The 12,034-nt window shown below is 59.2% G+C and carries 12 protein-coding genes; 4 read left to right on the forward strand and 8 right to left on the reverse strand.

The window, feature by feature from the left end; all coding sequences use genetic code 11:
* Position 1: 1 nt before the first annotated feature.
* Positions 2–2,008 (forward strand): UvrD-helicase domain-containing protein, encoded by a 2,007-nt coding sequence (locus KF767_16995; GenBank protein ID MBX3019588.1) that lies wholly within the window; start codon positions 2–4, stop codon positions 2,006–2,008.
* Positions 2,009–2,012: 4 nt separating this feature from the next.
* On the opposite strand, the gene KF767_17000 is transcribed toward KF767_16995, so the two are convergent.
* A complete protein-coding gene (locus KF767_17000; GenBank protein ID MBX3019589.1) occupies positions 2,013–2,459 on the reverse strand; it encodes a hypothetical protein in 447 nt (148 codons plus the stop codon).
* Positions 2,459–2,851 (reverse strand): hypothetical protein, encoded by a 393-nt coding sequence (locus KF767_17005; GenBank protein ID MBX3019590.1) that lies wholly within the window; start codon positions 2,849–2,851, stop codon positions 2,459–2,461. Before KF767_17005 ends, KF767_17000 begins: the two co-directional genes overlap by 1 nt.
* Before the next feature lie 250 nt (positions 2,852–3,101).
* On the opposite strand from KF767_17005, the gene KF767_17010 reads away from it, so the two are divergent.
* The 3 genes from KF767_17010 (at position 3,102) to KF767_17020 (ending at position 5,898) form a co-directional block, all read left to right on the forward strand.
* Positions 3,102–3,518: a hypothetical protein gene (locus tag KF767_17010; protein ID MBX3019591.1), complete on the forward strand. Its 417-nt coding sequence runs from the start codon at positions 3,102–3,104 to the stop codon at positions 3,516–3,518.
* A gap of 119 nt (positions 3,519–3,637) precedes the next feature.
* Entirely contained in the window at positions 3,638–4,528 is an 891-nt protein-coding gene (locus KF767_17015; GenBank protein ID MBX3019592.1) for a collagen-like protein, read from the forward strand.
* On the forward strand, positions 4,525–5,898 hold the full coding sequence (locus KF767_17020; GenBank protein MBX3019593.1) for a collagen-like protein: 1,374 nt from the start codon (positions 4,525–4,527) through the stop codon (positions 5,896–5,898). Before KF767_17015 ends, KF767_17020 begins: the two co-directional genes overlap by 4 nt.
* A gap of 212 nt (positions 5,899–6,110) precedes the next feature.
* Here KF767_17020 and KF767_17025 read toward each other — a convergent pair whose 3' ends face one another.
* From KF767_17025 to KF767_17050, 6 genes are all read right to left on the reverse strand, one after another.
* On the reverse strand, positions 6,111–7,358 hold the full coding sequence (locus KF767_17025) for a hypothetical protein (GenBank protein ID MBX3019594.1): 1,248 nt from the start codon (positions 7,356–7,358) through the stop codon (positions 6,111–6,113).
* The gene (locus tag KF767_17030) at positions 7,358–8,272 is read right to left on the reverse strand and encodes a hypothetical protein (GenBank protein ID MBX3019595.1); all 915 of its coding nucleotides are present in this window, start codon (positions 8,270–8,272) and stop codon (positions 7,358–7,360) included. The genes KF767_17025 and KF767_17030 overlap by 1 nt, the downstream gene beginning before the upstream one ends.
* Entirely contained in the window at positions 8,269–9,342 is a 1,074-nt protein-coding gene (locus tag KF767_17035; protein MBX3019596.1) for an outer membrane beta-barrel domain-containing protein, read from the reverse strand. Before KF767_17035 ends, KF767_17030 begins: the two co-directional genes overlap by 4 nt.
* Positions 9,343–9,417: 75 nt before the next feature.
* Entirely contained in the window at positions 9,418–10,470 is a 1,053-nt protein-coding gene (locus KF767_17040; GenBank protein MBX3019597.1) for a hypothetical protein, read from the reverse strand.
* A 1-nt stretch (position 10,471) separates the two neighbouring features.
* Complete coding sequence (locus tag KF767_17045) at positions 10,472–11,743, reverse strand: TonB family protein (protein MBX3019598.1); 1,272 nt, start codon at positions 11,741–11,743, stop codon at positions 10,472–10,474.
* The gene (locus KF767_17050) at positions 11,737–12,033 is read right to left on the reverse strand and encodes a hypothetical protein (GenBank protein MBX3019599.1); all 297 of its coding nucleotides are present in this window, start codon (positions 12,031–12,033) and stop codon (positions 11,737–11,739) included. The genes KF767_17045 and KF767_17050 overlap by 7 nt, the downstream gene beginning before the upstream one ends.
* Between the last annotated feature and the right edge of the window lies 1 nt (position 12,034).

Raw genomic sequence — 12,034 nt, forward strand, 5'->3', positions numbered from 1 at the left:
GATGTCTGATTTTCGGACGGGCCTTAATCCCGAGCAGGTGAAAGCCGTTGAGCACCGGGATGGGCCCCTTCTTATTTTAGCGGGCGCGGGTTCGGGTAAGACCACCGTGCTCGTGAACCGTGCGGGTTATCTGATCGCTTCGGGCGTGCCCGCGAAGGATCTGACCGTCCTGACGTTCACGAACAAAGCCGCGCGCGAACTCAAACATCGTGTGGGCGTGAAACTGGGTAAGGTCGCGAAAGGCATCTGGGCCGGGACCTTCCACAGTTTCGGGCTCCAGATTCTACGCCAGTATCACGTCAAAGCGGGACTGCCCGAGCGTTTCGGAATCATCGACCAGACCGATTCGCAGGCCGTTCTCAAAGACCTGATGAAAACGCTGACCGTCGCCGGTCGCGACAAGTTCGACATGGATAAGCTGCTGACGCTGGTGAACGATTTGCGTCTGTTCGGCAAATTCAAGTCCGTGGTCGAAAGTGAATATCAAGTCGTCGCCGAGGCGCTGCTCCCGAAGTACCTCAAACGTCTGAACCATCTGGGCGCGGTCGACTTCGAGGGGCTTTTGCTGGAGCCGCTCGAGCTTCTGAAAAAGCATCCCGACATCCAAGAGAAGGTCCGCGCGAAGATCGGTTATCTGATGGTCGACGAGTTCCAAGACACGAACGCGACGCAGATGAAGTTGATCGACGCCGTCCTCGGCGAACACCGCAATTTGTGCGTCGTCGGGGACGACGATCAATCGATCTACGGGTTTCGCGGTGCCGAGGTCTCGAACATCCTGAACTTCCCCAAGCGCTACGCGCCCGCCGAGGTCATCCGGCTCGAGCGGAACTATCGCTCTTCGGGACAGATCCTGAATCTGGCGAACGCGGTCATCGCGAAGAACTCCAACCGTCACGGAAAGGTTCTGCGCTCCGAGGCCCGCGGTAAAGGCTCGCAAATTCCCGAGCTCTTCCGTTACGAATCCGAAGAGATCGAAGCCGAAACGGTCGCGCGCGAATTGCGCAAGCTGATCAGCGAAGGTCGCAAGCCGCGGGATCTGGCGGTACTTTACCGCTCGAACTCCCAGGCCGCTGCGGTCGAAGCGATCCTGCGCCAAGAGCAGGTCCCCTATTCGGTTTCGGGTGGAACCTCCATCTTCGACCGGAAAGAGATCAAAGACGTGCTCGCGTACCTGCGGGCGGCGCTGTTCGGCACGGATCTTTCGGTCCGGCGTATTCTGAACACCCCTTCGCGCGGAATCGGCGAGACCAGCTTCGACCGCTTGGACGAGTACGCGAAAGAAAAGAAAGTCCCTTTCATGCGCGCCTTGCAGTTCTGGCAAGAGGCGGGCGTGAACGAAAACACGGGCGCGGCGATCGACGGCTTCGTGCAGATGTTGCACGAGATGCCGGACGCGATCTTGACCGAGACGCCCGCCGAATCGCTGTTGCAGTTTCTGGATCAGATCGGTTACCGCAAAGCCGTCTACGACAGCTCGACCGAAGCCTCTTCCGGCGAAAAGAAATGGAATCTGATCGGCATCTTCGCGCGCATCATGGAGCGCCGTCTATTGAAGGACGGCATCTCGCGCGGGGGATTATCCGAATTCATCGACCAGATGGAGTTGCGGGACGACGGTTCGGATTCGGACGCGGATGAAGTGTCGTTGATGACATTCCATGCTTCGAAGGGTCTGGAATTCCCGGTCGTCTATTTGATCGGGGTCGAAGAAGATCTGCTCCCGCACCGTACGCTCGGCCAAGACGTCGACGAGGAGCGCCGCCTCTTCTACGTCGGGATCACGCGCGCGCAAGAAAAGCTGATTCTGAGCTATTGCCAAGCCCGCCGTCGTTACGGCGCGCCCCGGCCGGTCTCGCCCTCGCGTTTTCTGCTCGAGATCGATCAAAAACTTTTCGAAAAGTTCGAAGACGGCGTTCGCCCCTGGACCGAGGGCGAACACGAAAAACGCATCGCGGATTTCCTGAATTCACTGACCGCGAACCGCGCGCCGAAGCCGACGCCTTAATTCCTTACTTCGAGAAGCAGCGCAGGCGAACCGAGTAGTGCGAACCCGCGCCGTCGCCATCGGCCATATTGCCGATCAGGACGCCGTTTTCTTTCGCGCCCATGCCGATCCCCACCGCGATTTTCGCCTTCAAAGCCTCGGGTGAAAGGTCCGCCGGCAAGATCAAACGCGCGTTTTCGAAATAGTACTCGTTGTTCCCTTTGTAAGGACTGCGATTCGAGGTGATGGCGTTCGCCTGCAGAACGGGTTCGTTCGGGATCGCCAGGTTCGAATCGAAGCCGTCGTCCGTGCGTTTGTTCAAGCGCACGTCCGCCAGACCGTTGTTTTCGACGACGGTCGCCGCGATATAGGGACGGCTGCCTTTTTTCGAGTAGATGTCCCAGCACGCGATTTCCAGTGCCTGGGCCGAGAGAGAGCCGAGAATGACAGTGGCAAGAATCAGCGTTTTCATTATTGCGCCCCTTCTTCTTCGCGGATCAGGCACGAGATGCATTCGTATGCGCCTTTTTTCTTCAGCGATTGGCCCATACACAAAGTCATGAAACCGCCGTCGGTTTGGTAGTCCACCGAAACGACCGCCGAAAGCTTCGCTTTGCGGTTACGGAATTTGGTTTCGAGGTACGCGAACTGGCCGTCTTCGCTGACGATGTAACGGCCGTCACCGCGGAACTCGCCGGATTCCGAAAACTTGAGCGTGGATTTGAACTCTCCGTACTCGTTCATTTTTTCGTTCACGATGCTGTAGGTTTCCGAGCCGAACTGACCTTGATTGCAGTCCGTGGTTTTGCCGTACGCGAAGCTCATCAGCGACGCCGCACAAAAGATCGCGATTGAACGCAACATGAAAGACCCCCTTTAAGATGAGATGGGCTTCCCGCGCGGCTTTGTCGACGTCATCTCGCACCGTGGGAACTGACGAAATCCAAAGATGAATCGTGTAAAGCGTTCAGCGTTCGCCCATCACGACGGCACTTGACCACGTCTTCGTCCCCGGTTCGCAAGACTGACCCGGACTGAGACACCGGGGTCTTTTTTGTCAGGGCCGCCCCCAAGCCAAATCGAACAGAATGGAGTCCTAGGCCTAGGAGGCTCCATGAAACAACGCCGGAACATCTTCGCCGTCATCGTCATCTTTCTGGGACTGTCGCTCATCGCGGGCGATCTGGCCGCCCGGTCGCGCGTGCAATCGCTCGCGCAAGAGCTCGTGCAGATGGATCTCGAGGGGACGCGTTGGTCGCTGGCCTCGAAACTTTTGGACTCGGGTTATCCCGCGCGTTGCGTGAGCGATCTGCTCGTCGATCTGTCGCTCGCCCATGTCACGGTGACCGCGATGAACGAAAGCTGCGTGTTGGGGGCGGGCGGCGCGGACACCTGCAGCTTCCGCTCAGCGGGAGAAACCGAGGGCCGCGTCGGACTGGGGCTGCATCGTTTAGAGTCGTGTCGGCGCCTCGCGGGTGAACGGGCGCTCGACGCCGAGGTCCGCTGGCCGTCATCGGCCGCCCGTTTCTGAACCCCGTGGGTCTTCGCGAGAGGTGGCTTATTTCGGGACGTCTCACCGGATGATTCTTCGCGGTTTCTTCAAGGCGTTTTCCGTTCCCCTAAGAGACAATACTCGAGGGGGATGCTGTTATGTCGTTTCGCGCTTTCGCCAATGAGCGGGGGTCCAGCCTCGTTCAGGTTCTGATGGTTTTGGTCGTCTCGGCCGTCACGAATTTGGCTTTGATGAACCTCTTGTCCGATCAAGGACGTCAACACCGGGACATTTACGTTAAAACCTCGGCCCTCGCGATCCGTCAGAATCTGATGGGCGTGATGAGCAATCACGCGGCGTGGGCGAAAACGCGCGGCAAGTCCGCGTTCATGACCTGCCGTGGGGCGAAAGACGATTCGCCTTATTGCTGGGGTCAGCCCTACCGCAAAAGTCCGGGCGACAATCGCGGCCCCGCGAGCGTCTCGGGCGGCGTCGCGGAAAAAACGATCGTACCGGCCGCGGTCTCGCTGAACCTGTACGACGCGCGTGGCGAGCTTGTGCACTCCAATGATCCGGATGCGGGTTACACGGCGACGGGCGAGCCTTGCACCGGTTTCAAGGATAGCGGCAACGACGACTGTCCGTTGAAATTCGATGTGGAGTGGCGTGCGGTCTGCAACAGCGTCACGTGCAGCGCCACCGATTTTTCCGCGCCGGAGTTCGTGACGATCCGCGCACGCTACGCGCCGAAGTCCCGCGAACTCGAGACCGCCTTCAATCCTTTGAATTACGGATTGGTCGAGCAGAATCGACTGCTCTTCGCGGCGCAGGCGTCACCGGCGCTCGACTGCGCGATGAAGTCGCGCATCTTCGTGGGGCCGGGCCGCCAAGTGAACGGTCTGACCGCGGACGGACAAGGTTGCATCGCCTACGAAGCCTTCTACGGTCCGCGCGGTGAGCGCGGCACGAAAGGCGATCGTGGATTCACGGGCGCGACGGGACCTCAAGGACCGCAAGGTCCGGCGGGCGCATCGGCGGTGTGCCCATGAGAAATCCGTTTCGCGAGCAGCGCGGTTTTTCGATGACCGAGATTCTGGTCGCCTCGGCGGCGCTCAGCGTGACGCTGATTTTCAGCGCGCGGATGATCGCGGTGAATCAACATCATCTGCAAGTGAACATGGCCGCCTTCAACATCGACGGTCTGCGCACGATGGCGCTCGGCGCGCTGACCGAGCAGCACTCTTGGAACCTGACCATCGCGGGCAATTCCGACATGGCCTGCGCGCAAAGCAGCTCCATCTCGTGTCCGGCGCAGATCACCCATGGTGACGGGATGCTGATCGATCTTTACGGACCCGACGGTCGGCGGATCATCGACAAGCGCCGCTTCGCCGGGTTCACCACCAGTGGCACCGCCTGTGACGAGTTCGATGAAAACGGCAACGACCGCTGTCCCTTACGTATGGAAGTGCGCTGGCGTCTGGAGTGCGACGGTAGTCCTTGTCGTTATCCGAATGAAGTCGTGACGGTCGTTTTCCGTTACGCGCCCAAGTCGACGGACCCGTTGATCGGCAACGTCGCGCGTTTCAATATCGTGAACTTCAACCGTCGCGGGATGTCCCACGAGGTCTCGCCGGTCGTGGCCTGCGCGGCGATGAATCAAACCTTCGTCGGTTTCGGCAAGTCCGTGACCAATGGGGAGGGCTTCATCACGGCGGCGAATTCCATGGGCTGCGTTTCGTCGGCGGCCTTTAAGGGCCGCACCGGTTTTCGCGGACTGCTGGGCGAAACGGGACTGACCGGCGCGCGCGGTCCGGCGGGCGCACGCGGTCCCGCGGGGCATGCGTATCCCGCCGGGACGAGTTTGAGCTCCATCACGTCGGGTTCGGGCTCGGGCTCGAGTTCCGGCGCCGGCGGAGCCGGAGGCGCGGGTGGGGCGGGCGGCGGCGTCGCGGGCGGCACGGGGGTCACTGCGGGCACGGGAGGACCGGTCATTCCGGAAGGGACCGATCCCAATGTCGTGTGCAGCTCATATCCCCAAGTGTGTCAGTGGTATCTGCAATATCTGAATCGTTACCCCGAACCTTCGGGCGCGGCCTACTGGGCGTCCTCCTTGGCGAACGGGGTGTCGCCCGACGTGATCGAAGATTACTTCCGGTTGGTGGCCTCGGGCGGTGATCGGGTCGTCGAGGGCTTCGACGCCGTCGGGGCGTGGAACGACATCGCGGCGAAGAAAAACCTGCCCACGGGATTCAACGGCGAATTCTGCACGAACTCGGTCGAGTGCTCGAGCCTGAGTGCCGAAGCCCACGCCGAATACGCGAAGGTCATGGACGCCTACTGCTCGGCGAATCCTTCGAAGTGTTACATCGTCTACGGCGTCGGCAACTCCGAAACCCGGCGCATGGCGGGCGAGTAGTCGAGGGCCCCAAAACGCAAAAAGCCCACGGCGAACCGCGGGCTTCGTCTTGCCGCCCCGAGGAAAGGACGGACAAGACCCGAACGAAGGTCAAGCGGGACCCCTCCCGCTCGACCGAATAACCCCAAGTGCGAAGCGGACCCCTCCGCGTCGCTACCCGATGAGCCGCCACTCTCGCGGCGGCTCGAGACCCATAGCATCTGCTTTCAAACTTAATTCAAGACGGTGAAATCGATTTCGACCTGGAACTGCTCGAGTTCGCCCAGATTCAATCCCTCATTGAGGATGATCTGGTTCGTATCGGGCAGGTAAGTCCAACCTTTCAGGTCGCCCTTCGGCAAGACCTTGCCGTTCATTTTCACGGTGATCGGCTCGGAAACGTCCGGCACTTTCTTCAGGACGATTTTGAAGTTCATCGCCTTGTTGATCAAAGTGCGTCCCAGTCCCGCCATCTGACCGCCGAAATCTTTCGTGCGGAGGTCAAACGCCGAACCCTTCATCAAACGAACGAGTTCCGCGATCTGTTCGGGACCCTTCAGGGCCGGCACGATCGCCGGATCCACCGAATAGTCCGCGCAACGCGAAAGCGATCCGTTCGGGAACGCTTTGTTGAACGAGGTCAGTCCCGGGTTTTGACCCTTTTGGAACTGAACCATTTCGTCCAAGCGCGCCAGCGCCGCGAGCACCGTCACGGTCGCTTCGCCACGGACTTTCGATTTCAGGTCCGCCGCCAGAACGGCCGCCTTCATCGTTTTCGACGGATCGATCATATCGGGCGTCGCGTCTTCCGTATCGGTGACCATCACGATCGCGAGATGGGCTTCGGGACGGCGGAAACCCGCGTTCACTCCCGACAGCATTTCGTCCGACAACGCCGCCATCACGGGCGAGAAGAGCTCTTCCGTTTCGGGACCGGTGGTCGCCGGGTTTTTCGGATCGTAAGCTTCAAAACCGACGTACAGGGTTTTCGAAAGCGTATTCGCGAGATCCTTGGTTTTCGGCGTCACGAAACGGACGTTCGAACCCTGACCGTAGACGGGACGGAGTTCGCCGTTTTTATATTTGCGGTTCGCCGTTCCGTAGAGCTTCGAGTCCCACGTTACGGTCACGCCGATGTGGAAATCGATCTTGTCGTTTTTCAGGAAGCCTTCGACGAAACGATTGATGTTCTTCGCCAGGGAAGCCTGGTCCGAACACATCGACTGCGAGGTATCGACGACGAACAGAATGTCCATCGGGACGGCCTTCTGACCGGCCAGATCTTCCTTCTGCGTGAACTTCTCTTTCGCGCCCGGTTTCGGCGGCGCTTCGTTTTGTTTTACGGGATCGAACGAAGGCTTCACCGGGGGAATGTAGACTTCCGGAGTCCCGGTCAAATCCGAGTTCACGGGCTGCACGCAAGCGGCGAGTCCCAACATCATCGAGCCGACGACGAGCGCCGGTTTCAAAAAGTGGTTCATCACAGAGTCCTCCCGGTTTTCGAATCGCAGGTAAAGAGGTCGGCCTGAGTCTTATCGACTTCATCCGCCCACAGTTCCTGGTCGCCGTTGAAGATCATGGTGTCTTTGTCTTTCTTGATCTCGGTCAGCTGCTTCGATCCGAACTGATTCGGGATGAAGGCGCGCTGGATCGCCTCGACTTCCACCAGGTGCAGATGCTGCAGGATCTTGTGGTTGCGCTGGTTTTCCAGCTTCGCCAAAGCTTGCAGACGCTGCATCAAGAGGGCGCGGTTCGCGGTCTTGATCGCGACGTTCGCCGACTTATCCAGATAGAAACGACGGGGCAGCACGTGGAAGTTCTCGGGCTTCAGGCCTTCGAACGTTTTTTTCGACATCATGTGCTCGACCGCGCCGACTTGTTTTTCGTTCAAGGCGCCCTTGGTCAGAGCTTCGATGCCGCCGACGTAGTCGCCCATCTTCGCTTTGGTGTCACCCAAAGTGGCGAAGACCGCGTTGTAGTCGCAGCTGTAAAGCTGAACGATCGACTGGAGCAGGAAAGGCTCAAGGTCGATCTGCGTCTTCAGATAGTCATTGGTCAACGAACGCACCTGCGCCGCCGCCATCTGGTATTCCTTCAGGCGCAGCGAGGTCCACGCGAGTTCTTCGCGCGCGATGGGCCAACGATCCGAAGTCGTCGGAATCTTCGCGTACTCGGCCGCCGCGGTTTTGAACTGACCTTTTTTGAAAGCCAGACGCGCGCGCGACAGGATCGCTTGCTCGCCCTTCAGGCCTTGACCCAGACGGGTCACGTTGACCTTCGAGTCCAGGGCACCCTTCGCGGCCTCGGAAAGCTTGGAAGCGTGAACTTCCGAAGCGAGTCCGAGGGCCAGCATGGGCGCCAGGATGATGAAGGTGACGGAATCACGCAAAATCATAACAGGAGTCCCATGGTAAAGGTCGCGACCGCACCTTCGATCCGGCGTTTACCGGTGAAGATTTGATCTTCGTAAGTTTGGTAACGGGCTTCGAAACGGCTGGTCAGGTGTTGGTTCCACCACATCCCCATGCCCAGACCGCCGGTCAAAAGCGGCGACGTTCCGTTTTTCAACTGCGTCTGTCCGCCGCCCGCCATGACGTAGAAGTCAAAGTACGAAACGGTCGACTCGAACCAGCTGACTTTCCCGTAAACCGGGTAGAACGAAACGGTCGCCAGCGCCGTCGAAAGGGGCTGATCGAGATCGGGAACGACGTAGTTATTGTTGTTCGCCGCCGCCATCTGCTCGGCGCGGTCATAGACGCGCTTGCCTTCGGGCGTGAGTTTGTTGAAGTTCATCTGGTAGCGCAGACCTACCGAGAAGCGGGTATTCAAGTGGAAGTCGTACTGCAGACCCAAGTTCGAGGTCTCGTAGTACGAATCACCACCCGAAGCGACCGTGCCCACCGAAATCCCGAGCTCCGAGCGGAAGTCGCGCTCGATCACGCGCTTTTGCACGACGCGGTAAGTGTTCGCGGGAATGGAAGGACGGGCCTTCTGCATGATCTGCGATTGATCGCCCAAAGTGTTCAGCGAATTGGAGTTGCCTTGCGCCATCGCGCTACGGCCCGCCAGCAGTCCGCCGATGAGGAGCATCGACAAACCGATGATCGACAGGGCTTTGCGCGACGTCATTTTCTTTTGGGCGGACTTCAGGCTTTTCTTCGCCGACGTGATCTGCTTCTTCAGGGCCTGCAGGTCCATCATCGACTCAAGTTTCGATTTCGAGATCTCGATTTCACCGACGAGCTCACGCAGCGATTGGATTTTCTCTTTCGCGGCGGGCAGGGTGTTCGAGAAGGAAGATTGAATCTTCGCTTGCGCGCTCTTCAACGAAGCTTGCAGATCGGACTTCAGCGCTTGGGCGCGAGTCGCTTTTTTCTTGCGCAAGGTTCTTGTCTTCTTCACCGCCGAAGTGGCTTTCTTCGCCCGGACTGTTTTCTTCGCGGTTTTGGTCGTCTCTTTTTTCATCTGCTACTCCTCGGGGTCTGGCGCGGGGTTAACATGGTTGGCTTCGGAGGGGGTCCTCAGCCAACCGAACAGATCTTACTTCGTTTCCGCGGTGGGTGCCGCTGTCACTTTTTTGTACACGATTTTATACTGAACGATCTTTTCGTCCGAAGTGGAGCCGGCGGGGCTGACCACTTTGAAGCTCACGCGCAACAGAACCGAGTCCGCGCCCGCGACGGGCTGGAGCTGGTTGTTGAGCTGCGCGGGCACGGCGAACAGGCTCGAATCGACGTCGTAGTGGAACAGCCACTCGCCGTTACCGACCTTCTCCACGCGGGCTTTCGCCGACGAGGGACGGACGAAGGGCGAACCGTTGTTCTCGTACAGACCGCCGGTCAGACCTTTATAGTCGTAACCCACCCACACTTCCGGCTGAAAGCCGTTGTAGGTGCCGGGCGCCGAAACCTTCAGCGAGAACGACTTCTTTTCGCCCTCGTTGATCGTCGCGGGGAAGTTCTGCACTTCGATTTTGGGAACGCGCAGATCGCGACGGATGGTGTATTCGAAGGGTTTCGCCATGGAAACCGCGCCGAAAGCCTGCTCCAGGCGTTTCTGCTTGTCCGCGTTCGCGTCTTTAATCGACTTGATCTGCAGCTGAAGTTTCAGGTTGCCGGTCTTCTCGCGGCTGGTGCCGACGAGGCTATCGACCGCGGGAGTGTAGGTCAGCTTATAGACCTTTTTGTTCGCCTCGGCCGAAACCTGTTCGAACTTCGCGCCGTCCAGATCCGCCAGCGAGGCGTTGAAGTCGATCTGACCTTGCAGCATACGGACTTCGAAGTTCACGCTCGACTCGATCCCCGCGGTGAAGCTGACGGGACCCAGATTGTTGATCTGCAAGAGCTGCGCGGCCGCGTAGTTCTGGTCGGGCTCTTTCGCGTAGTAAACCGGACGGTCCACGGGGACTTCTTTGACCACGATGACTTCTTTGGTCGGCGGATCAACCCGGCGCAGATCGTCGGGATTGGTCACGGGGCGCGAGTTCGCCGTCAAAGGATACTCTTTCAAGGGATCCTGGGACATCGGTCCGCACGCCGAAAGGGCCAGCATGGAGGCAATCGCAATTTGCGAGTAGATCAGTGTGTTCTTCATATCAGCCACCTTTCGCCATCAGATTCAAACGACCGAAATCAAACGGATAAGAAACATCGACGTTCACGCCGCCCACGGGACGGGGGAACTTCCACTTTTTCACCGAAGCGACGACGCAGTTCTCGACCGACTTCGAACGCAAAGACGAGCTTGCGACCGAGACGCGGCTGACGCCACCCGATGCGGCGACCACCCATTCCAGGGTCAGGCGACCGCGCAGGTCTTTCTGCGCTTGCAGTGCTTTTTCGTAACAGAACGCCAGTTGGCCCGAGTTGCGGCGAACCACGGCTTCGACCTGTTCACGGGTCAAACCGCCATTCACTTCGCCTTCGTTGAAGTCGGGCACCATCAGGTTACCGACCTTCGAGCCCACCGAACCGCCACCGTGTCCGAGGCGACCGCCGCCGTAGTTATCCGAGCCGTAGCCCTGAGCGCCGTAAGCGCGCGAGCCTTCACCCGAAAGACCTCCGACCAGGCCCTTGCCCGAGAGCGCGTTTTTGATTCCGCCATTGACGCCCGAACCCAGTCCGCCGCCATTGCCGTTCTTGTTACCGAACGCGCCCGAGCCCGAACCGAAACCGGTACCGGCGTTACGACCGCGGGTGTCCGCGCCGATGCCGCCGATTTTCGCCAGGGTCTTCAGCGTGCCGATCTCGGCACGGGGAGCCTTCTTCAAACCTTGCGTGACGGCGGGGCGGTTGTTCTTCACCACCAGGCGTTTCACGACGGGCTTGGGCTGGACGACCTTACGGACGACGGCTTTCCGCACCGGCTTGATTTCTTCGGCCATCTTCACGGTCGGACGTTCCTGTTGCTTGGGCTGAGTTTTGGGCAGCTCTTGCGGGGGCAGGATCACGACTTCGACCGGCTTTTCTTCGGGAACGGGCGTGAACCATTTCTGGACCGCGAAACCGATCACGAAGATCATGAACAGGGCCGAGAAGTGACCGAGGCCCGAAGCCTTGGTGAAGTACAACAGACGTTCGTCGTCGTTTTCCTCCGACAAATCGGGGGTCACGACGCTGCGGTCGTTGGTGTTCGAAATCGCGAGGGTCAAGTGACCGACCTTCACGGGATTCGCGTGCAGCGACTTGATCGAGACTTTGTCGATCAGATCGAACTCCAGACCTTCTTGCTTCAGGACGGTCGACGACTTCACCAGCTCTAAACGGCCGGTGTCTTTCATCATCACGAGTTCGTGTTGATTTTCGTCACCCAGGCGGTACGAGCGGACAATCCGCGAGCCCGAGTCTTTCAGTACGACATTTACCATGTGGTTACCCGTCCCTTCTCGGTGCCTTCGCGGTCGTCAAAGTGCTTACGCACGCCCAAGAGGTCGTCGATGGACTTATCGTTCTCGACGACGATCTTGCGCAGACTTCCCGATTGCACCTTTCCTTTGATGGCCGCGCCTTCAAAGGACATTTTTGTCGAATACTCGGAGTTGGTCGCCGCCTTGGCCGCGACCTTCTTCTTGGGAGCAGCGTTTGCGCTGACCGCCAGCATGAGGGCCACGGTCAGGGTCAAACCCAGGCCGAAGCTTGAAATCGTAGATCCCCGCATC

This window comes from Pseudobdellovibrionaceae bacterium, from assembly GCA_019637875.1.
GTDB lineage: Bacteria > Bdellovibrionota > Bdellovibrionia > Bdellovibrionales > Bdellovibrionaceae > JAHBUW01.